The organism is Corynebacterium suranareeae (assembly GCF_002355155.1).
Classification (GTDB): domain Bacteria; phylum Actinomycetota; class Actinomycetes; order Mycobacteriales; family Mycobacteriaceae; genus Corynebacterium; species Corynebacterium suranareeae.
The window spans coordinates 1,433,867-1,456,192 of sequence record NZ_AP017369.1; the positions used below are offsets into that span (position 1 = coordinate 1,433,867).

20 protein-coding genes are annotated in these 22,326 nt (G+C 52.3%); 12 read left to right on the forward strand and 8 right to left on the reverse strand.

The window, feature by feature from the left end:
- Positions 1–5: 5 nt before the first annotated feature.
- A complete protein-coding gene (locus N24_RS06805; RefSeq protein WP_096455488.1) occupies positions 6–737 on the forward strand; it encodes an ABC transporter ATP-binding protein in 732 nt (243 codons plus the stop codon).
- Positions 738–746: 9 nt separating this feature from the next.
- Entirely contained in the window at positions 747–1,706 is a 960-nt protein-coding gene (locus N24_RS06810; protein WP_096455490.1) for an ABC transporter substrate-binding protein, read from the forward strand.
- A 431-nt stretch (positions 1,707–2,137) separates the two neighbouring features.
- On the opposite strand, the gene glgB is transcribed toward N24_RS06810, so the two are convergent.
- Positions 2,138–4,333, reverse strand: coding sequence for a 1,4-alpha-glucan branching protein GlgB (gene glgB, locus N24_RS06815; protein WP_096455492.1), 2,196 nt, complete (start codon positions 4,331–4,333; stop codon positions 2,138–2,140).
- A 42-nt stretch (positions 4,334–4,375) separates the two neighbouring features.
- Complete coding sequence (locus tag N24_RS06820) at positions 4,376–6,403, reverse strand: alpha-1,4-glucan--maltose-1-phosphate maltosyltransferase (protein ID WP_096455494.1); 2,028 nt, start codon at positions 6,401–6,403, stop codon at positions 4,376–4,378.
- A 159-nt stretch (positions 6,404–6,562) separates the two neighbouring features.
- Here N24_RS06820 and N24_RS06825 point away from each other — a divergent pair, with 159 nt between their 5' ends.
- The 6 genes from N24_RS06825 to N24_RS06850 all read left to right on the forward strand — a co-directional run bounded on the left by N24_RS06825 (position 6,563) and on the right by N24_RS06850 (position 13,145).
- Positions 6,563–7,441: an ABC transporter ATP-binding protein gene (locus N24_RS06825; RefSeq protein WP_096455496.1), complete on the forward strand. Its 879-nt coding sequence runs from the start codon at positions 6,563–6,565 to the stop codon at positions 7,439–7,441.
- 626 nt (positions 7,442–8,067) lie between these two features.
- Positions 8,068–8,868, forward strand: a complete 801-nt coding sequence (locus tag N24_RS06830) for an NUDIX hydrolase (protein WP_096455498.1) — start codon at positions 8,068–8,070, stop codon at positions 8,866–8,868.
- 17 nt (positions 8,869–8,885) lie between these two features.
- Complete coding sequence (locus N24_RS06835) at positions 8,886–10,049, forward strand: THUMP-like domain-containing protein (RefSeq protein ID WP_096455500.1); 1,164 nt, start codon at positions 8,886–8,888, stop codon at positions 10,047–10,049.
- 193 nt (positions 10,050–10,242) lie between these two features.
- A complete protein-coding gene (locus N24_RS06840) occupies positions 10,243–11,025 on the forward strand; it encodes an electron transfer flavoprotein subunit beta/FixA family protein (protein WP_096455502.1) in 783 nt (260 codons plus the stop codon).
- A gap of 30 nt (positions 11,026–11,055) precedes the next feature.
- A complete protein-coding gene (locus tag N24_RS06845) occupies positions 11,056–12,009 on the forward strand; it encodes an electron transfer flavoprotein subunit alpha/FixB family protein (protein ID WP_096455504.1) in 954 nt (317 codons plus the stop codon).
- A gap of 5 nt (positions 12,010–12,014) precedes the next feature.
- Positions 12,015–13,145: a cysteine desulfurase family protein gene (locus N24_RS06850; protein ID WP_096455506.1), complete on the forward strand. Its 1,131-nt coding sequence runs from the start codon at positions 12,015–12,017 to the stop codon at positions 13,143–13,145.
- On the opposite strand, the gene N24_RS06855 is transcribed toward N24_RS06850, so the two are convergent.
- From N24_RS06855 to N24_RS06865, 3 genes are all read right to left on the reverse strand, one after another.
- Complete coding sequence (locus tag N24_RS06855) at positions 13,142–13,456, reverse strand: hypothetical protein (RefSeq protein ID WP_096455508.1); 315 nt, start codon at positions 13,454–13,456, stop codon at positions 13,142–13,144. The two genes, N24_RS06850 and N24_RS06855, sit on opposite strands and share 4 nt — an antisense overlap.
- Before the next feature lie 461 nt (positions 13,457–13,917).
- Positions 13,918–15,066, reverse strand: a complete 1,149-nt coding sequence (locus N24_RS06860; protein ID WP_096455510.1) for a type II toxin-antitoxin system HipA family toxin — start codon at positions 15,064–15,066, stop codon at positions 13,918–13,920.
- Positions 15,063–15,284 carry a helix-turn-helix transcriptional regulator gene (locus tag N24_RS06865; protein WP_096455512.1) on the reverse strand — a complete coding sequence of 74 codons (222 nt, stop codon included), beginning with the start codon at positions 15,282–15,284 and terminating at the stop codon, positions 15,063–15,065. The genes N24_RS06860 and N24_RS06865 overlap by 4 nt, the downstream gene beginning before the upstream one ends.
- A 190-nt stretch (positions 15,285–15,474) precedes the next feature.
- Here N24_RS06865 and N24_RS06870 point away from each other — a divergent pair, with 190 nt between their 5' ends.
- Complete coding sequence (locus tag N24_RS06870; RefSeq protein ID WP_096459876.1) at positions 15,475–15,981, forward strand: GNAT family N-acetyltransferase; 507 nt, start codon at positions 15,475–15,477, stop codon at positions 15,979–15,981.
- Here N24_RS06870 and N24_RS06875 read toward each other — a convergent pair.
- Entirely contained in the window at positions 15,908–16,861 is a 954-nt protein-coding gene (locus N24_RS06875; protein WP_096455514.1) for a spermidine synthase, read from the reverse strand. The two genes, N24_RS06870 and N24_RS06875, sit on opposite strands and share 74 nt — an antisense overlap.
- A gap of 20 nt (positions 16,862–16,881) precedes the next feature.
- Positions 16,882–18,024: an AAA family ATPase gene (locus tag N24_RS06880; protein ID WP_096455516.1), complete on the reverse strand. Its 1,143-nt coding sequence runs from the start codon at positions 18,022–18,024 to the stop codon at positions 16,882–16,884.
- A gap of 194 nt (positions 18,025–18,218) precedes the next feature.
- On the opposite strand from N24_RS06880, the gene N24_RS06885 reads away from it, so the two are divergent.
- The 3 genes from N24_RS06885 (at position 18,219) to N24_RS06895 (ending at position 20,844) form a co-directional block, all read left to right on the forward strand.
- Positions 18,219–18,617 carry a hypothetical protein gene (locus N24_RS06885; protein ID WP_096455518.1) on the forward strand — a complete coding sequence of 133 codons (399 nt, stop codon included), beginning with the start codon at positions 18,219–18,221 and terminating at the stop codon, positions 18,615–18,617.
- Positions 18,618–18,749: 132 nt separating this feature from the next.
- Positions 18,750–19,847 carry a tRNA 2-thiouridine(34) synthase MnmA gene (gene mnmA / locus N24_RS06890; RefSeq protein ID WP_096455520.1) on the forward strand — a complete coding sequence of 366 codons (1,098 nt, stop codon included), beginning with the start codon at positions 18,750–18,752 and terminating at the stop codon, positions 19,845–19,847.
- A 4-nt stretch (positions 19,848–19,851) separates the two neighbouring features.
- Entirely contained in the window at positions 19,852–20,844 is a 993-nt protein-coding gene (locus N24_RS06895) for a uroporphyrinogen decarboxylase/cobalamine-independent methonine synthase family protein (RefSeq protein WP_096455522.1), read from the forward strand.
- Here the strand turns inward: N24_RS06895 and N24_RS06900 are convergent.
- A complete protein-coding gene (locus N24_RS06900) occupies positions 20,841–22,319 on the reverse strand; it encodes a DHA2 family efflux MFS transporter permease subunit (RefSeq protein ID WP_096455525.1) in 1,479 nt (492 codons plus the stop codon). The genes N24_RS06895 and N24_RS06900 overlap by 4 nt on opposite strands.
- Between the last annotated feature and the right edge of the window lie 7 nt (positions 22,320–22,326).

Genomic DNA, 22,326 nt, shown 5'->3' on the forward strand with positions numbered 1-22,326 from the left:
TCACCATGACTGCCACACTGTCACTTAAACCCGCAGCTACCGTCCGCGGACTGCGCAAATCATACGGAACAAAAGAAGTCCTCCAAGGCATTGACCTCACCATTAACCGTGGCGAAATAACGGCGCTGATTGGGCGCTCAGGCTCGGGGAAATCCACGATCCTGCGCGTGCTGGCGGGACTGTCCAATAAGCATTCAGGTTCAGTTGAAATATCTGGGAATCCTGCCGTCGCTTTCCAAGAACCTCGCCTTCTGCCCTGGAAAACAGTCCTAGATAACGTGGCCTTTGGCCTCAACCGCTCCGATATTTCCTGGTCCGAAGCGCAAAATCGTGCCTCGGCCCTGCTTGCAGAAGTCAACCTGCCCGACTCCGATGCTGCCTGGCCCCTCACGCTATCCGGCGGCCAAGCCCAACGCGTCTCGCTTGCACGAGCGCTGATCTCCGAGCCAGAGCTTTTGCTTCTCGACGAACCCTTCGGCGCCCTCGACGCCTTAACCCGACTCACCGCACAAGATTTACTTCTCAAAACTGTTAAAAACCGCAACCTCGGAGTCCTGCTGGTCACCCACGACGTCTCTGAAGCAATTGCACTAGCCGATCATGTGCTTCTGCTTGATGACGGCGCTATCACACACAGCCTTTCAGTAGATATCTCAGGCGACCGCCGCACCCATCCCTCCTTTGCCGCTTATACCGCTCAATTACTTGAGTGGCTCGAAATCACTACACCTGCTTAGAAAGAACTCATGAAACTTAAGAAACTCGCCCTCGTGCTCGCCTTCGGATTTGGTCTTGCCTCCTGTTCATCGGCTACTGGCGATCCTGCAACCAATCCTGATGGGTCCATCGATTTGAGCGAAGTGACCCTTAATGTCGGTGATCAAATCGCTGGAACAGAACAAGTACTCCAAGCAGCAGGGCAGCTAGATGATGTCCCTTACAAAATCGAATGGTCCTCATTTACCTCCGGACCGCCCCAAATCGAAGCCCTTAACGCAGGTCAAATAGATTTCGCGATCACCGGAAACACCCCACCGATCATCGGCGGCCCCACCAACACCAAAGTGGTTTCCGCATACAACAACGATGCTTTAGGCGATGTCATCTTAGTCGCCCCGGACTCCGGTATTGCTTCTGTTGCTGATTTAGCGGGTAAGAAGGTGGCCGTTGCCCGCGGATCCAGCGCCCACGGACACCTCATCCAACAACTCGAAAAAGCAGGCGTCAGCGTTGATGATGTAGAAATCAACCTCCTCCAACCCTCCGACGCCAAGGCTGCTTTCCAAAACGGCCAGGTAGATGCATGGGCAGTGTGGGATCCCTACAGCTCACAGGCTGAACTTGAAGGCGCTCAAGTTTTAGTCAGGGGAGCAGGTCTAGTCAGCGGACACGGCTTCGGTGTGGCCAGTGATGAAGCCCTCGACGATCCCGCCAAGGAAGCAGCGCTGTCAGATTTCTTGGACCGCGTTGCAGACTCATACGAGTGGGCAGAGGATAACACCGATGAATGGGCAGAAATTTATAGCCAAGAATCCGGCTTTGATCCAGAGGCTTCCAAGCTCAACACCCGCAGCCTGCGCCACCAGGTGCCGCTCGATGCCGAAGTCAACACCGCTCAGAATGCGCTTATCGACGCCTTCGTCTCCGCCGGCCTCGTTGAGGATTTCAATTTCGAAGACACGGTAGACACCCGATTTGAAAACTAGGGCGGCGGTATGTGCCTTTAGGAGGTTGCGCCCCCGAACCCGGCATGAACCAGACCAGGAGACCCAGAAATCACGTTTTCGACGTTTGTGGGTCTCCTGGTTTGGTATATCGCGCTCATTACCAAACACAGAGACCCAACATTTAAGTTTTTGAAGATTCTGGGTCTCCTGGTTTGGTCGGGTTGAAATTGTGGCCCCAACTCGCAAAAGTCATACCTCCCCAGAAGCGCTTTTAACGGTTTTTCAAGCTCAAGTGCATGCGTAAGTTCATCTAGGAAAACTCGAGGCTTTAAACAAGCGATAAACGTTATTGTGCATTTTTGGCACACAAGTGCCGTAATCAACAGCGTGTTGGTCGGGTTTGAACGAAAACTAAACAAAAAATGCATCCTTGAGCCTATGGTGAGCGCAAGGATGCATTTTCTTGTCTACTACTTCTGCAGGGAGTAGAACTGTGCACTCATTGCTGGGATGTGCAATTGCAAAGAGTGCGCAAAATTATCCCGAGGAATGGACACAGCCTCCACCGATTGTGCGATGTCATTATCCGCGCCGAGGAATTCAGCGTCATCGGTGTTGAGTACTAGTTGCCACTGACCACCTGCAACGACACCGAGTTCATACTCAGGCTGTGGGGTGCCAGAAAGGTTGAAGACACACAACATCTGGGAGCCATCTTTACCAAAGCGAGTAAACGCCAAGATGTTGTTGGTGGCATCATCCGCCTTATTCCAGGTAAAGCCTTCACCGGTGAAATCTTGGGTGTGCAAGGCAGGGGAGTCCGCATATACACCATTAAGGGACTTGGTCAGTGTGCGAATGGCTTCGTGGTATTCGCCTTGCCAGCCTTCGACAACCTCCCATGGCAAACCATGGGCTTCAGACCATTCTTCACGCTGGCCGAACTCTTGGCCCATAAACAGCAACTTCTTGCCAGGGTGTGCCCACATGTAAGCAAGGAAAGTGCGAAGACCTGCGGCTTTGTTCCAGGTATCGCCAGGCATACGGTTCCACAATGAACCTTTTCCATGGACTACTTCATCGTGGGAAATCGGTAATGCGAAACGCTCAGAGAACGCATACACCAATGAGAACGTGAGTTCATTGTGATGGAAGGCGCGGTGAACAGGATTCTTGGAAAAGTACTCCAAGGTATCGTTCATCCATCCCATGTTCCACTTCAGGGAGAATCCCAAACCGCCATCCCAAGTAGGTGCGGTGACCCCTGGCCAAGAGGTGGATTCTTCTGCGATGGTCAAAGCACCTGGGTGTAGACGCAGCACGGTGGCGTTCATTTCTTGCAGGAACTGAACTGCTTCCAAGTTCTCGCGGCCGCCGTAAATATTGGGTTCCCATTCGCCGTGCTCCCGGGAATAATCCAAATACAGCATGGAGGCCACAGCATCGACGCGAAGACCATCGATGTGGAATTCTTCAATCCAGTACAAGGCATTTGCCACGAGGAAGTTTCGGACCTCATTGCGGCCAAAGTCGAAGACTAACGTGCCCCAATCCTTTTGTTCGCCGCGCTTCCAGTCAGGGTGTTCATAAAGCGCTTCGCCATCGAAACGTGCAAGCGCCCAATCATCCTTGGGGAAGTGCGCTGGCACCCAGTCCATGATCACACCGATGCCACGGGCGTGGAAAGCATCCACAAGTGCTCGGAACTGATCTGGAGTACCCCAGCGAGAAGTTGGCGCATAGTAGCCAGTGACCTGGTATCCCCAAGAACCTCCAAAGGGGTGTTCTGCAACGGGTAAAAATTCCACGTGGGTGTATCCAAGGTCTGCAACGTAATCGACAAGCTCAGTGGCAAGATCTTCATAGGTTTTGCCCCAGCGCCACGATCCAAGATGAACCTCATACACGCTCATCGGTTGAGCAGAAACATCGGAATTCGCGCGAGTGCTCAGCCATTCGGCGTCCTTCCACTGGTACTCGGATGACGCCACGATCGAACCAGTTGCTGGTGCAAGTTCAGCACGACGAGCCATCGGATCTGCTTTGTCTCGTCGGTGGCCTTCCTTGGTTTGGATAGCGAATTTATATACTTCGCCTTCTTCTACACCTGGGATGAAAAGTTCCCACAGCCCAGATCCACCCATTGAGCGCATCGGATGCTGGGAGGCGTTCCATCCGTTGAATCCACCAACGACTGCGCATCCGATCGCATTAGGAGCCCACACAGTAAAAGCAGTGCCTCGAACGGTACCCAATGCTGTTTGATAGGTCTTGATATTTGCACCAAGAACCTCCCATAGGCGTTCGTGGCGACCTTCAGAAAACAGATAAATATCCATTTCTCCCAATGTGGGGAGGAAGAAATACGGATCAGCTTTCACCTGCGGTTTTTGATCAGACCACGTGATTTGTAGTCGGTAATCAGTGGGCTCGCGGTCACCTAAATCAATGGCGAAAATATCATCGCCTAAAGGTGTCATGACGTGAGAGGTGCCGTCGATAAGCAATTGGACCTGCGTTGCGCCGATCTGGCGCGTGCGGATAACCGAACCTGCTTCGGTGTCATGCCACCCATAAAACGCATGCGGATCGTGGTGGTTGCAGTGGAGCAAACGCGCCAAATCTGCCTCGGGAATGGTGATGTGACTTCCGGGGTCAACGGTCATGATAAAAGTCCTTGGGATTCTAAGAATTCTGGATAGGGAAATTTAGGCGCGGTAAGAATCATTGTCACGCCATGCAAGGCGCTCACGGCGAGATGCTGGAAGCTCAGGCAACACAAAAATGTGGGCAACATCGCGCAACGGCTCAAGGCGCACAAAATTGGTATCCGACCACAGATAACGAGAACCTGTAATAGCATCGCGGACCTCGAACTGCGCGCCGGGTTCTAAGCCCAACGCACCAAGATTCAGACGAACCGTGGCTTCGCGGGCACTGCGTGGATCAAGATTGACCACAACCAACACCGTGTTTCCGGTTAGAGCATCAACCTTTGAGTACACGATGATCTGATCATTATCTGCCTCATGGAACGTGATATTTCGAAGCTGCTGCAGCGCAGGATTAGCGCGACGGATGTGATTGAGCAACGCAATATAATCTTCCAAAGAATCCCCACGCTCAAGTGCACCTTCAAAATCACGGGGACGCAGCTCATACTTTTCAGAATCCAAATACTCTTCCGAACCGGGCTTTACAGCCTCATGCTCAAAGAGTTCATAACCTGAATACACACCCCACACAGGAGACATCGTTGCTGCTAAAGCTGCACGAATGGCAAACATCGCGCGACCACCATGCTGAAGAGACGCATGCAAAATATCAGGAGTGTTGACAAAAAGATTCGGGCGAGAAACATCCGCCATCTGCGCAATCTCAGTGGCGAACTCCGTAAGCTCCTGCTTAGTGACCTTCCATGTGAAGTAGGTATACGACTGAGAAAAACCAATCTTGGCCAAGCCATACAGACGTGCCGGGCGAGTAAACGCCTCCGCTAAGAAAATAACCTCAGGGTTTGTCTTATGGATGGCTGAAATAAGCCATTGCCAGAAATTAGCAGGCTTTGTGTGGGGGTTATCCACGCGGAACGTGGTCACACCCAAATCCACCCAGAATTTCACCACACGATAGACCTCTTCATAGATCTTCGGAGCATCGTTATCAAAGTTGATGGGATAAATATCCTGGTACTTCTTCGGTGGGTTTTCTGCATACGCAATGGTGCCATCCGCCAACACCGTGAAAAACTCGCGGTGTTCCTGTGCCCATGGATGATCAGGGGCAGCCTGCAAAGCTAGATCAAGGGCAATTTCCAAATTGAGTTCACGCGCGCGAGCCAACAAAGCCTGGAAATCTTCAATCGTGCCCAACTGAGGATGGGTGGCATCATGCCCACCATCTTTAGAGCCAATAGCCCACGGCGAACCCACATCATGAGGTTCGGGGGTAAGGGTATTGTTGCGTCCTTTTCGGTTAACCTCACCGATGGGGTGAATTGGTGGGAAGTACACCGTATCGAAGCCCATCTTGGCTACACGCTCTAATGCGTTCGCTGTGGTAGCAAATGTGCCGTGAACAGGTGTTCCAGATTCATCCCAACCGCCAGTAGAACGAGGGAACAACTCATACCAGGAGTTCACCAAAGCCTCACGGCGTTCCACTCGAACCTGAAGATTGTCACCCATCGTGACCAATTCACGCAGTGGGTTGAGCTCCAACAGCTGGGTGACACCAGCCGTCAGTGCTGGAGCGAGACGCGCGCGTACATCGCCGCCACGCCTGAGGGAGGAGGCGACGTCGAGAAGCATCACTCTGTCATCTCTAGGCAAATTCTCTGCAGCCTGCTCAAAAAGCTGTGCACCGCGCTCAAAATCGTTATACAGCTCATCAGAACCCTGACCAGCCTCAATCTTGGTGGTAATCGCGTGACGCCACGTAGCCATCGGATCCGACCACGCATCTACACGGAACGTCCAATCACCAGGCACATCAGGAACGAAAAACGCATTTGACTGATCCTGATTATCAGGCGACGGACGCATATGAATCTGAATAGTCTCCGCAGCTACAGAAGAATCCTCCGGACCATGCACATTCAACGTCGCCGCAATGGCATCATGGCCCTCCCGCCACACCACAGCAGACACAGGAACAATCTCACCCACCACTGCCTTCGCTGGATTCCCATCCAAAAGACGGGGACGAACATCATCGATTCCGAGACGGCCAGTCACAGTTTTCTCCTCAACATGCGAAGTCACGTGCGAATAAACTCACACAAACGTAAAAACATCCACGCAGACACACAGGCAGACGCGCCGGGGGTATGTCTCCTCTACGAAAGCTTAATGGAGCTGTGTCACTTCCACACGGAACCGGAGAAATCAGTCAATATGGAAGCTGTGACTAATACCTTTAATAATTCAAATGTGGTGCCTGTATCTGGATCTGATGAGGACTTCAACGAAGACCTCCTGATTGATTTCCAAGGAGTTTTCTTTAAAAGAGACGGCAGAATCTTAGTCGGCCCTGTCGATTGGCAAGTTGAATTAGACGAACGCTGGGTGATTATCGGCCCCAACGGCGCAGGAAAAACCACACTAATCCGCATGGCATCGGCCGAAGAATTCCCCTCCGGAGGAGTCGCACGCCTCATGGGAGAAAAAATCGGCAAAACTGACATGCGCGATCTCCGCTCCATGATCGGCGTGAGCTCATCAGCATTAGGCAACCGAATCCCAAGCGATGAAAAAGTCTCCGACCTTGTTATATCCGCAGGCTACGCCATCTTAGGCCGCTGGCGCGAAGACTACGACGACATGGACTTTGGACAAGCCACCGAAATCCTCGAACAAGTCGGAGCCATGCACCTAGCAGACCGCACCTGGGGAACACTTTCCGAAGGTGAACGCAAACGAGTCCTCGTCGCACGTGCATTAATGACCAACCCAGAACTCCTCATCCTCGATGAACCAACCGCCGGAATGGACCTAGGCGGCCGCGAAGACCTAGTGGGATACCTCGGTGAACTAGCCATGGACCCAGACGCGCCAGCCATCGTGATGATTACCCACCACGTCGAAGAAATTCCCGCCGGATTCACCCACGCGATGCTCCTCGACGAAGGAGAAATAATCGCCCAAGGACTCATCAACACCGTGATGACCAATGAGAATTTATCCAAAGCATTCCACCAACCAATCCAAGTAGACCGCATTGGGGAACGTTACTTTGCCCGACGTGTGCGTAATGCCAAGAGCCACAGAGCTTAGGTTTTCTGGGGTTTGAGTGTGGGGTTGTGATTTGGGTCATCGACTTCACGTGGGCTGACTTCCCAACCGCTGACTTCACGTGGTCGACTTCTTATCGGGCGACTTCGCTATGGTTTTCTGGATTTGCGCACTGAAGTCGTATGACGTGAAGTTTGAGTACGAGAAGTCGCTACCGTGGAGTCGCCTGTTGTGAAGTCGCCCTTTAGGGGTTGTGAAGCCCTGCTTAGGGTTTCCCGGTCTTTAAGTTCGAGATCACACTTTCGAGACCTCGTACTCAATTTCTTATGTTCGAGACCGTTAGGAAATCAGCTAGAAACCTCACGGTATCGGAGTTAAGAAATTGAGTTCAAGAAATTGAGTTCAAGGTATTGCTCTTAAGAAATCGCCGTTAAGGTCTCGAACTCGTGGTCTCGGTAGTGAGATCTCGAACTTAACGCCACCACAAACCCCCAAAAACCAAAGGAACCCAAAACTCACAGAATTTTTTATCCACTCAAAAAGCATGAGATGACACATTCTCGTGCGGGCTGCGCACGGAATCCATAGACTAGGCCACAGAAGTTTTTAGTGTGTGTTTACTACACGCGGAAGCTTTAACAAGCTTTACAGAAAGTCAGGGTGCAGCAATGGTGATGCGAGGCATTGGTGGAAGGAAACTGGCCGCTACGGTGCTGCTGGTTCGGGATGGGATCATCAATGGGCAGCCTGATGTAGAGGTTTACATTCAGGAGCGTGTGTCGACCATGGCTAACTTCCCTCGGGCGACGGTGTTTCCGGGTGGGGGTGTTGATTCTCGGGATTTTGCTGATGGTCATGGCAAAGAGGTGTGGAGGGGGCCGAGCGCAGAGGAGTGGGGTAGGCGCTTGGGGGTTGAACCTCAGGTGGCTTATGCGTTGGTGTTTGCTGCTGTTCGTGAGTTGTTTGAAGAGGCTGGTACGTTGCTTGCGGAGTACACCGATGGTTCTGGGTTGGTGAAGGATGCCAGTAAGTATCATGATTATCGGGTGCGGTTGGAAACTCATGAGATGTCGCTGACTGATATGTTGCAGAGGGAAAATCTGGCGATTCGTAGTGATTTGATTGTGCCTTTTGCCAGGTGGGCTAGCCCGGAGGGGAATCGGGAGTGGTTTGATACGTTTTCTTTTGTGGCAGTGGAGCCGGAGGGGCAATGTGCAGATGGCAAGACTTCTGAGGCCTCTTCAACGGGGTATTTTCCTGCCCGGTTGATTCTGGATGGGTGGCGCGCCGGGTTGCTGCGGTTGGTGATCCCTACGTGGGCGTCGTTGTTTGAGTTGTCGCAGTTTAAGTCAGTTCAGGAAGTACTGGAATATGCTGAAACGGTTGATATGACTCCGGTGTTGGATGACGCCGTGGATAACCCGAGGTATGCGGAGTTTTATCAGGCGCTTCGAACTGAACGGTTCTAGTTAGCTAAGGTTTCTGCATGAGCTTTAGTGTGGATGAGGTGCGTTTCTTAGCGCAGGCGAAGCAAGAAATTGCTGCGGTTACTGCAGATCTTGATTTGAGTAAGAAGTCGATGATCGCAGATGTGGCTACCCTCCGGAAGCACTTTGGGGATTATGGCCGGGCTGTCGCAGAGTTGGCGGGAGCTAGGCGAAGTGCGGAGGGGAAGCTTCCGCAAGATTGGCTGATGTGTCAAGAATCGGCGCAGCAAACCACTCCGCCTGCGGTGTCAGCAGAGCGTGTTCGGCGCCTTAAAACAGCACTTGGTGAACACGCCATTGTTCATGATGTCACCTGCTCCATTGGTACTGAAGGGCACGAAGTGATCACACAAGGCCTGCGCTATATCGGCTCTGACTTAGATTTCTCAAGAACCCTTATGGCTAAACACAACCTCCAGGGCAAAAATGCGCTTATCGCTCGCGTCGATGCACTTTGGCCTGCAAGCAGGGGAGCCGACGTCATCATCGCGGACCCTGCTAGACGCAGCGGGGGCAAACGCATTACAAATCCGGCACAGCTCCTGCCACCACTGCCTTCGCTTCTCGACGCCTGGCCCCACCAACCAATCGCTGTCAAGTGCGCACCCGGCCTTGATTTTTCTGAATGGACGGGACTGGTGAGCGTCGTCAGCGTTGATGGAGGAGTAAAAGAAGCCTGCCTCTACAGCGCTGATCTGGCAGATGGTGAAACCCGAGAAGCTGTTGTCATCAAAAATGGGCACACCGATCGCATCACTAACCGTACAGACGATGCCCCGGAACAAAACCTTGCCGGTGCACCTGGTGAATACATCATCGACCCTGATGGTGCCATCGTGCGCGCCGGGTTGGTTCGACACTATGCAGTGAGGGAAAACCTGTGGATGTTGGATGAACGTATTGCCTACCTCACGGGCAATAGGATTCCTGAAGGCACGAGCGGATTTAGGTTTATTGAAGAAGTGCCGCTAAAGAAGTTGAAATCAGCAATGGCGGCACACGATGCGGGTTCAGTAGAGATTTTGGTGCGCGGGGTGGATGTTGATCCCGATCAATTGCGCAAGAAGTTGCAGCTGAAGGGGGCAAAGCCGATGGCTGTAGTGATTACGCGGATTGGTTCTCGGGGAGTGGCACTCATATGTGGCCCGAGGCAGTGGGCTTAATAAAATTACCCAGAAAATTGTGCACCCGCCTCTGGATTGCTTAGTCTGTTCTTTATAGACTGATTAGTCTGCCTGTGTATGCGCGGTGGCCGGGCTTAGAGGCGACGGTAGGTAGGCGTCGAAAAGCAATGGGCGAAGCCCGCGTAGTATGGGCGGGCGAGTTTAAAAAACGTGAATTGAAAGGTGAGTGTGGATGTCCACAATCGTGGTTCTGGTTAAGAATGTTCCAGACACCTGGTCTAAGAGGACGCTGGAAGCGGATTTCACCCTTGATCGTGAAGGCGTGGATCGAGTCCTAGATGAGATCAATGAGTTTGCTCTGGAGCAGGCACTGCGCTTGCGGGAGTCCAACCCGGATTACCGCGTTGTTGCATTAAGCGCTGGCCCTGCAACCGGTGAAGAAGCCCTGCGTAAGGCACTATCGATGGGCGCAGATGAAGCAATTCAGCTGAGCGATGATGCTTTGGCAGGATCTGATCTTCTGGGCACCGCGTGGGCGTTAAACAATGCTATTAACACCATCCCGGATGTAGCGCTCATTGTTGCAGGTTCTGCTTCTTCTGATGGATCCATGGGTGCACTTCCAGGAGTTTTGGCTGAATACCGCCAGGTACCAGCGCTAACCAACCTGTCTGCACTTAACACCGATGGCACCTCCATTACTGCCACCCGTATTGATAATCACGGAACCTATGAACTGCAGGCAGCTCTACCTGCCGTGGTGTCCATTTCTGACAAGGCAGATAAGCCACGTTTCCCTAACTTCAAGGGCATTATGGCTGCCAAAAAGGCTGAAATTAAGAAGCTGACGTTGGCTGAAATTGGTGTCACTCCAGAGCAGGTCGGTTTGTCCCATGCGGCAACTGCGGTGACCGCTGTGGCTGATCGTCCTGAACGAGCTCAGGGTGATGTTATTGGTGCGTCGGGTGCAGCTGAAAAGATTGCTGAATACCTCGCTGCTGAGAACCTGATCTAGCCACAACCATCCAAAAAGGAGAACATTTACATGTCGATTTCTTATGTGCTGGTTGAGCAGCAAGACGGCCGCCCAGAACCAGTAACCCTTGAATTAATCACAGCTGCCCGCGCTCTTGGTGATGTCGTGGCTGTTGTTGTCGGTGAGCCAGGCGTTGGTGCTGGCCTTGCTGCAGAACTTGGCCAGTGGGGTGCAGCGCAAGTTGTTTCTGCGGAAGCTGCTGGCGCATCCAACCGCTTGATCCTGCCTGCCGTTGATGCATTGCACATTTTGGCAGCAAATAACCCAGGTCCTATCGTGATCGCAGCGAATGCTAGCGGTAATGAAATCGCTGGTCGCCTGGCTGCACGTTTGGCCTCAGGTGTGCTTACTGATGTTGTCGGAATCAACGCCGACCGCACCGCGAAGCAGTCCATTTTCGGCGATACCATCCAGGTTTCCGCTGCTGTTGGTGGAGCTTCACCGCTGTACACTTTGCGTCCCGGTGCACTCGATGGCGTGGCTGCACCTGCTGCAGGTCAGCTTGCCACTATTGAAATTCCAGGTGCCACCGCAAAGGACGTCACCATTACTTCCTTTACCCCAAGCACCCAAAGCGATCGCCCTGAGCTTCCACAGGCAAAGGTTGTTATCGCAGGTGGACGTGGTGTTGGAAGTGAAGAAAACTTCCGCACCATCGTTGAACCACTGGCAGATGCTCTCGGCGGTGCAGTGGGAGCAACCCGTGACGCAGTTGATTTGGGCTACTACCCAGGCGAGTACCAGGTGGGCCAAACTGGCGTGACGGTCTCTCCAGATCTGTACATTGGTCTTGGTGTTTCCGGCGCAATTCAGCACACATCTGGAATGCAGACCGCAAAGAAGGTTATTGTGATCAACAACGATGAGGACGCACCGATCTTCCAAATCGCAGACCTCGGTGTTGTTGGCGACCTCTTTGATATCGCCCCAGCGCTCATCGAAGAGATTAACAAGCGCAAGTAGGAGTTTTGAACACTTTTTATCTGGACCATGCTGCCACCACACCAATGCGTGAGGTGGCTGCAGCCGCATGGATGGAACATGCACAGGCATTAAACCCCGCGAGCCAGTATGGTTCGGGGCGTAAAGCGCGCAGTGTTGCCGATTCCGCGCGTGAAGAAATAGCATCGTTGCTGGGTTGTGAACCCATCGAGGTCATTTTCACCGCGTCTGGTACCGAGGCAGATAACCTCGCTGTGCAGGGTTTATATCACACATCACCGCTTAGTCGGGTTATTTCTACTCCGATTGAGCACCCAGGAGTTTTAGAGACAGTCAACGCTTTAAAACTCGGCGGGGCAGAAGTAGAGCTGTTGCCGATCGGTCCAGATGGGCGAGTGTCATCCTTTGAAGCGTTGGAAAAGCCAGCTGCCGTTGCCACGATGATGTGGGCAAACAATGAGACAGGGGCGATCCAGCCGGTTTCCGAGTTCATTGCAGCAGCGAAGGCGTCCGGGACTCCGACGCACATTGATGCCGTGCAGGTAGTTGGCCACTTGCCTGTTAATTTTGATGAGCTTGGAGCCACAACGTTGGCGGCCTCCGCACACAAATTCGGTGGGCCCCGAGGAGTTGGATTGCTGCTGGCTAGGCGCTCACCTGCACCTTCAGCAGTCCTGCACGGCGGCGGTCAAGAACGGGGCATCCGCCCAGGCACCCTCGATGTCGCCGGCGCAGCTGCCACCGCCGCCGCATTACGCGAAGCAGTGGCTGAGCTCGATAGCGAAGCCACCCGCCTTAGGGGCTTAAAAAAGATGCTTCTCGACGCCATCCTCCACCGTATCCCCAACGTGCTAGTCCACACCACCGAACCATCCCTGCCAGGACACCTTCACTTGTCTTTCCCAGGTGCAGAGGGTGATAGTTTGATCATGCTTCTCGATTCCCTAAAGATCGAAGCCTCCACAGGCTCAGCATGTTCCAACGGTGTCAATCGCGCCAGCCACGTTCTGTTGGCCATGGGCATTTCAGAAACCGATGCCCGCGGTGCGATCCGATTCACCTTGGGGCGGACCACCACAGAAGAAGCAATCCTGGCCGTTATCGATGTGATTGAAGATGTGGTGACCAGAGCCCGTACCGCAGGAATGGCGTTCTAGCGACCAAAAATCGCATAGTGCAGCTCTGTTGCCAACGGGCATATGAGCTGCTGGTGGGACAACGGCACATGCTGGCATTCACCCACAACGGGCGATCCTGTTGACAATATGACCGCGCCAAAAAGTCCCTGAAGCAACACAGTTTCCTGAGAACGATTCAGCCCAGTTGAGGTCATGGTAGGTAAAGAGGGATCCACCATGTCGTTTTCTGGAAACTTAGAAGAAAGCGTATTCGCCCCCGCACTTGGTGCAAACAAAGCAGTGCTTGCAATTGTCATGGCAGCAATTGTTGATAAATACTTTTTGATCATTGTTTAGATATTAACGGTGCGAGCTGTTTAATTCTCCGCAATCTGAAATAAAAGCCGTGCTGATTTGGTCATCAGACCCTGCTTGGATTGAACTTATTGAGGTCTTTTAACAATCGCGTCTAACAGGCCGTTTAAGAGCCCGAAGTTTCTCAATGGGTATTTGTACCACTTGAGGCCTTAAAGGGCGTTAGAGGCGATCCTGTGAGGTCACTTTTTCTAGCCCAACCTTTAAGTTTTACGCCTCACTTCATCTGGTGACCAAGGCAGCTTCTACAAATTGGATTCTTGGTCAAATATGCCGTTATCCCGGCCTGCAAAATTGATCTGGCGACCAAAAATGTTGGGAGTTTTGATGGATTTGGTCGTATGTGCTGGTTTTGGAAACTGCCTTAAACCAACTATGACTTCGATGTGATAACCGCTATCTGGTCATCAGATAAAGCGCAGTTTAAGAAGCCGACTTATGCTTCCCATGTGCTGCGACGGTACGAAAGAACTCTGGTGAGATCCCGGGCTGCGCGGGTGTTGAAATTGCCTGCGCTTAGGATCGTGCCGGCGGCGTTTGCTGTTGCTGAAAGGGCTGCAAGAGCGACTGACATGGCAGTTTTTTCCGGAAGCCCAATGGACGTGCAGAATTTTAAGAACTTTTTCTTACTGAGATCCTTAGTAGACCCTTGGATTTCTAAGGCCATGGTGGTGTCGCCATAAATCGCTGTGGATGGGATGTCATATACAGGACTGATTTCAAATCCACGGCCTTTGTTGATGATGGAAATGTTCTTGGCATGAAGATCCCCGTTGCCGCTTAACCAAGCGACTGCGATTTGAAAGGCGAGATTACGCATCGCCAAGATGGGGGAAGAACACACTTTGGAAAGTGATTGTGCGATTTCTTCGTAGCTCACCGAGTATTTGTCTGCCGGCCAAATGCCTAAGACTTGTCCTGCATCCTCGACGGGGATTTTTCCCTGTGGTGTGCGATCAAATCGGTGAACGAGAAGGCCGGATCGTCCGTGTTTATCGTGAAGGACTTCGACTTTGGACAGTTCAATGCGCAGCTTGTTTTTTGCCAGCAGCTGGTAGCAGGCGGCCTCGTTTTCTACCAAGTAGGGATATTCGGGTGGGGAGAGTTTTAAGATGGCATCGCTTGCAATCGGCACTGCAATCGTGCGCGCAGATGCTTTGTCTTGAACTCCAGCCAGTGCCACGGGATCAGCGATTCCAGCATCATTAAGTGCTAAAGAGAAATCTAGATCGCCTTCCAGTTGGATTGTGGGGGTGGGAGGTTGAGGGGTATCACCGTGGGGAACAATCGATACTGCCCCTACTGGATCGTTACCAACTGCTAGAAGCAGGGATAGTTCATCATCAGCGGATGCTTTGATGTTTTTACGCAGTGAGCTTAATCGGCGACCTTCGGGGAGTAGGCCTGCGAAGAATGGGGGGATGGCACCAGATGCGGTAGTCACAGGAGTAAGTGACAACGGCAAGGAAGTGGCAATGGGCGGACCGGTGTAGTCGTGACGGTAGCGAAAAGTTGTTTGGTGGCCTTCACGCGTGAAGTGGGCGGCAAGTGTGTTGTGGAACCAAATATCGGCAATCGGGGTCATGGCTTAGCCTTTAAAGGATCGTGAATTTCTATAGTCATTTCTAATCCGAGGACGCTTAAGACATCGATGACTTTGTTAAGTTGGACTGTTGCTTTGCCTTTTTCGACATCCCGGATGAAACGTTCAGACACACCGGCCAGGTCGGCGAGTTCAGCTTGCCGAAGGCCTAAGTCTTTGCGGGCTTTAAGCAATGCCATTCCGATTTCTTCTGCGTTCATCTGTGTCCTCTGCGCTAAGTTTCGGCATGATCGTGCCGTTTTTGTGAGTGTACGGGGATTTTTGGCGTTTATCAACGGGCAATCGGCAAGAGCGTGCCGGATTTGGTGAATTCATGGGGTGAAAAGGGGGTGGGGTGGGGAAATCGGCGTGATCGTGCCGGTTTTGGTTGCGTTGCTAGTCTTGGTGGGCATGAGTGCATTTCACATCCGAGTAGAAGAACAGCACGATATCGATGCGATTTATGACGTCACTGAAGCAGCCTTTGCAGGAATTGAGCAGTCTGATGGAACAGAGAAGGATCTCGTCGATAAGCTTCGTGCTGCGAAGGCGCTAAGCCTTTCGCTTATCGCTGAAGCGGGTGGCGAGGTCATTGGCCATATTGCTGCATCTGAAGTGCTGATCGGCGGTGGGGCACAGGGCTGGTTTGGCATTGGGCCTGTCAGTGTGCGACCCGATAGACAGCAACAGGGTGTGGGCATTGCGCTTATGGGCAGCGCGCTTGATCAACTGCGAGCGGAGGGCGCTGGCGGTGCCGTATTGCTTGGTGATCCGGGCTATTATCGACGCTTCGGTTTTGAAGTCGTGCCCGGGTTGGTCTATCCGAACGCGCCAGCGGAGTACTTTATGGCTCTATGTCTGAATTCTCCTGAATTTCCGCAAGGGGTTGTGGAGTATCACTCAGCATTTGGAGGTTAGCGACCTCATCGTGGCGTGGCTGAGCGCCCGATGCGAATTTCCGCACCCAACTTTCATCCTTGTACTGGGCAGGGACTCCGCCACCGAGCAACTCGCGGGTAATCGCGGCAGCTTCCGTGCTAGTGGAGTTAAAAAATTCCGTGTCTGAACCTAACAAAATGATATTGCCGTAACGACGCCCTTTGAGCATGGGCGGATCGGCGATGACGGCAACGTGTTGGAAAACTTCCAGCATGCCTGCCAGCTCAGATTTGGCACCGCGCAGATCAGGATGATCGCCACAGTTAGCAAGGTACAACCCGCCGGGAGCAAGGCCTCGGTGGCAGTGCTCAAAAAACTCCACGGTGGTAAAGCTGTTTGGTGTGACGGCTCCTGCGAAAACGTCTCGAATAATCACATCACGGCTGGCGGGAGTAAAAGATTCTGCCACCGCGCGGGCATCATCGACGCGAATTTTCACCCGTGGAGCGCGTGGAATATCAAACCATTCCCGCGAAAGACGAGCGAGTTCCGCATCCAATTCCACGACAGTGTTACGTGACTGCGGGTAAACATCGGCAAAATACCTCGCCAATGTGCACGCACCACCGCCAAGGTGAGTGATCCGAAGCTTTGATGCATCAAGGTGGGCATCAATAAAAGCGCGGGCACCGGTAGCGATCCACCGCATGTACTCAAATTCAAGTGCCTGCGGTTGACCTAAGACAATATGAGAACTGGGTACTCCATTAATACTGATCAACCAGCCGTCGGTGGTGTAAGAATCAGCCTCCAACTCAATGACGGAGTATTCGCCTTCATAAGTACCGGCAATGGGAGTGTTGCCAGACTGTGAGGAGGTTTGTTTGCGGGATTGCTTGTTGGATTGCTTACGGGCCACGAAAAAGCTTTCTTTATTTTCTACTTGATGGGGCGGTGGTGGGGGCTGCTTAGGAGATGTTCGCGCATGTACGGCAAGGTGAAATTGAGGAAACCATACTTGGGAACCTCGACAAGACCTCTGCTGAGAAGCTGTTTTCTCTGCATCGACAAGGCGTTGGGCTTAACTCCCATGAGGTGTGCGATATCTCCAGTAGACACCATTTCACCGTTTTTTGACAGTTGGGCAATCGCATACAAAATGGTCAGTTCACCATCTGGAACCTGATGCAAGCTCGGTTCGTGAACTTGCATGCCCATGCGGCGTACCACTTCATCTCGGACGGCGTCGACTTGTCCTGCTTGAATTGAATCGGAGCTGTCAAGAGTGCTTCGAGCCCAAGCCAGGGATCCGGTCAATTGCATGGAATAGGGGTAACCCTTGCTGATTTCTGCCGCTAACTCAGCAGCTTCTGACGTCATCTGCCGTTGGCCTTCAGCTGCGGTGTCGATAAACATCTGTACAGAATCTTCGTGGTTTACGGGGCTAAGTAAGATTCTTTCAGCTCTGCGAATAAATGTGGTGCCCTCGTGTTGAAGAAGACGGTCAATGCCTTCAGGCAAGCCAGCTGCAACCAATGCGATATCGAAATCATCCCGGAGGAGGTCTTGGACCGCAGTGGCCAGCACATGTAAGAGATCCACGTTGGCGCTTTGGAGTTCATCAAGGGTGATCAAAATTCCAGAGCCGTGCTTTTGTAAACGAGTAGCCAACTCACGCAACCTGGAAATCAGCGTGGGAGTGGGGTCCTTCTTGGTTGGATCAGCAATGGCCGTCACCGTAGCAATTCCAGGAATGGCCACACCACTGAGCATTCTTTTGGACTGCGGTCCGTCAAGATTCTGTAGCGCCTCCGGGATGGCGGAATTGACCAAAGCATCCACCATGGAATTATCCGGATAAGCACGAAGCGTGATCCATCCTTGAGACGCAGCCGCATCTTCAAACTCATTGAGCAGCACAGTTTTGCCCATGCCACGAGATCCAGAAATCAGCAATGCTCTAAAGGGGCTTCCGGGGCCTTCTGCGAGACCAAGTTTGAAAGACTGTAGAAGTGAGTCGCGACCAGCAAGTACGGTGGGGGAAACCCCGAAAGTGGGGCGGAACGGATTGCGAGCTGACATAGAAGACACCTTGGATGGTCTAGTCGGGTTTGCGGAATGTGGTGTTGGACTGTGTTGGACTGTGTTGAAACGGCACTTTAGATCTTTTAGAAGTCTAGCGCGAGTTTAGATCTTTTAGAACCACTGTGGTGGCTTAGATCCTTTAGAACTCTCTCTGTTATGAGATAAGCGGGGCAATAGTAGAGGTGGAAGCAATGAGAGTTGAAACAGAATATGTTGAGCGGCTTTATGTATTTTCTACAGACCGCCAGGCTCAAGAGATTTCCAAGGAGTTGGCGGTTGAATTTTTGAAAGAAAACCCCGGTATTTCACACCATGAAATATCGGTACAGCACTCAGTGGACGACCCTTTAGAAGTTGAAAAGTCTTGGGTGGAAATGTTCGGCGATAGTACTGATATCCAAGACCGCACAATTTCGCTCATTGAATATAGGTTCACCATCAATTCAAATGCGGATGAAGACATGGATGAACTCAGCATGGATATTTATGCGGTCATCCGGGCTCTCATCAAAAAACACTCAAAGGTGGAGTATTTCAGCATGTTTTCGCTTGCATCAGATCTACGTGCATCAGATTTAGAGGAAGAGTGAATGCTTAACCATGAAAGCTTGAAAATCCTCCCTAAATAAAAGAAATTCGGGATTTCGGGAACATGCGGATACGCTACGTTGTTGAGATTAATTAAGTAAACGTAGGTTAAAAAGCTTTGTAGAGGGGAGATCATGCGGGTTCTTGCAGCAATGAGTGGAGGCGTTGATTCCGCCGTCGCAGCGTCACGCGCTGTCGCAGCTGGTCATGAGGTAGTAGGCGTCCATTTGGCGTTGTCGCAAGATCCGCAAACCGTGCGTGAATCCTCGCGTGGTTGCTGCTCTTTGGAAGATTCTGCTGATGCCCGTCGCGTATGTGACAAGTTGGGTATCCCATTTTATGTGTGGGATTTCTCGGATCGCTTCAAGGAAGATGTGATTGACAACTTTATTGATTCTTATGCGATTGGTGAGACCCCAAACCCTTGCCTGCGTTGTAATGAAAAGATCAAGTTTGCTGCCTTGCTTGAGCGTGGTATCGCGCTTGGTTTCGATGCGGTGGTTACTGGTCACTATGCACGGTTGACTCAGCCAGCAGATGGTGGTGATGGCTACCTTCGTCGTGGAGTTGATCCAAATAAGGATCAGTCCTATGTCCTTGGTGTGCTCGGAGCTCATGAGATTGAGCACTGCATGTTCCCAGTCGGAGATACCATTAAGCCTGAGATCCGTGAGGAGGCAAGTGCCGCTGGTTTCTCGGTGGCAAAGAAGCCAGATTCCTATGACATTTGCTTCATTCCAGATGGCAATACTCAAGCATTCTTAGGCAAGCACATCGGTATGCGTCCTGGAATGATCGTGGATCAAGATGGCACCGAACTTCGTGAGCACGCAGGTGTACATGAGTTCACCATCGGTCAACGCAAGGGGCTTGATATTAAGGCGCCGGCTGCTGATGGTCGACCACGTTACGTCACCGACATTGATGCCAAGACCGGAACCGTGACGGTGGGTGCGCGTGAAAACCTGAAGGTCACCACCATCCACGCTGATCGTTTGAAGTTCCTGCACCCAGCGATGGACGGACAGATCGATTGTGAAGTCCAGGTCCGCGCCCACGGTGGAGTAGTTTCTTGCTCTGCGACGATTGATCGTGGTGCAGATTTCATGGTGCTCAACCTCAACGAGCCGTTGCAGGGTGTTGCTCGCGGCCAGGCTGCCGTGCTGTATTTGCCTGATGCAGACGGCGATATTGTGTTGGGATCTGGCACCATTTGCCACACGGAGTCTTAATACATTGGGCGCTTATGGTCTAGGGGAGCTTCCCGGAACCTCCGTTTTGGAAGCAGCGGATGTCATTCAGGGCGAAACCGGTGATCTTCTTCATCTGCCACAATTGCCGGCTCGCGGTTTGGGTGCTGATCTAATCGGTCGCACTGTCGGTTTGTTGGACATGATCAATGTTGATCGGGGTGCGCGTTCCTGGGTGATGAGCACCCGTCCCAGCAGACTGACCCACCTGACCGGTGATTTCCTTGATATGGATTTGGATTCCTGTGAGGAAAAGTGGGGAAGTGGCGTCGATAAGCTAAAAGTCCAAGTTGCTGGCCCCTGGACTTTAGGTGCGCGCATCGAGCTGGCCAATGGCCATCGCGTTTTAACTGATCGTGGTGCGATGCGTGATCTCACGCAGGCTCTGATCGCAGGCGTTGATGCGCATGCACGCAAGGTTGCGCGGCGGTTCCGCGCCGAAGTGCAGGTGCAAATTGATGAGCCGGAGCTGAAATCGCTTATCGACGGATCCCTCCCTGGCACCTCCACCTTTGACATTATTCCTGCGGTCAATGTCGCAGATATCAATGAACGTTTGCAGCAGGTTTTTGCTTCAGTCGATGGGCCGACCTACCTCAATCTCACCGGACAGGTTCCTACCTGGGATGTTGCTCGTGGCGCGGGTGCTGATACCGTGCAGATTTCCATGAACCAAGTGCGCGGAAATGAGCATTTGGATGGATTCGGTGAGACCATCACCGGTGGTGTGCGGTTAGGGCTTGGTATTACCCGTGGTAGTGATGTTGTCGATGAGCTTTTAGAGCGTCCGCGTGAAAAAGCTGTTGAGGTAGCGCGCTTTTTTGATCACCTTGGTGTGAGCCGGAACTATCTGGTGGATGCCATTGATGTTCATCCAGGTGAGGATTTAGTAAACGGCACCATCACCGAAGCTGCCCATGCGTATCGAATGGCTCGGGTGATGGCAGAGATGTTGGCTAAGGATTCAGGGGACCTTTAAGGTTTCGCTGGCGCTGGTTTTGCAGGTGCTGGAGGAGTATTTTTGCCAGCCATTAGCGATGCCACAATGCCGATGAGCAAAACAGCGGTGGCAAGAAGGATCGCTTGACCGAAGGCTGCGCCTTCATCGCCTGCCGCGAGTCGAATTTGAATCACCGCACCAATGGCTGCTGCGCCGATAACAGAGCCCAACTGGCGGGTGGTGTTGAATACACCTGATCCTGCTCCCATGAACTTGTGTGGAAGATCGCGCATGGTAGATGTGGAGTTTGGTGCCCAGACAAATGCGTTGCCTAGTCCCAGCAATGTCATGGCAACAAGTGCCACGACTAGACCCCAGTCAAAGATCATGGTGAGCGCCAACAATGAAATGGACACTGCAACAGTAGTAAAACCTAACGCCGCGAGGAAGCCTGGGTTGGAGCGGTCGACTAATTTTCCAACAAATGGAGACAGCACAGCAGCCATGAGCGCTTGGGGGATCATCATAAATCCTGCTTCCATGGCGTTCATGCCGTGAGCTTGTTGGAAGTACAACATGATGGGAAGTGGTGTTCCTGCCACCGTGAATCCCATGGTCATGATGCAGATATTGCCCAGGCTGAAGTTTTTAAACTTGAAGATTTCTAGTGGAACAAGCGGATCGTTTCCTGATTTTTCTGCTTGGCTTTGTTGATAAATAAACCAGGCAAACAAGACAAAGGCAGCGACGATCATGATCCAAATCCAAGGTGCCCAGCCCGCGCCTTCGCCTTCTTGGAAAGCAAACACCAGGAAGAACACTGCCACGATGGACAAAATGATGGATAGTGGATCAAGAGGTCGAGTCAGTGGTGGGAATTCTGGTACGTATTTTAAGACTGCGATTACTGAGATCACGCCGATGGGAACATTGATATAAAACACCCACTGCCAACCCCAGTTTTCCGTGATAACGCCACCGAGAATAGGGCCTGCCAGGGAAGCAAGACCTGCTGTAGAGCCCCATACTCCAAGGGCCGCTCCGCGACGCTCAAATGCGAAAATACGGTTGATGGTTGCCATCGTTTGTGGAGTGAGAAGCGCTGCGCCTAAACCTTGGACACCGCGGGCGATAATCAGAGTCAACATATCGGGTGCAAGACCGCAGGCCAGCGAGCTGAGGGTAAAGATGACCATGCCCGCCACATACACATTTTTAGGTCCATACTTGTCTCCCAACCGGCCGGTGACCAATAGCGGCACGGCAAAGGTAAGGAGATATACCGAGGTCACCCAGATGACTTCGTTGTATGAGGCCTGCATATCGTCCTGCAAGGCGGGGGTAGAAACCGCCACAATGGTCTGATCCAGCAAGATCATGAAAAACCCGATGCACAAAGCAATTAGGGCTGGCCATGCTTGCTTCTCAGGCAAAGGCATAGCTGGGTAAACCTTGCTGTGAGGTGCAGCTACACCTGCTGCAGAGGTTGAGGGATCCTGCTTGTTATCAGACACGTTGAGT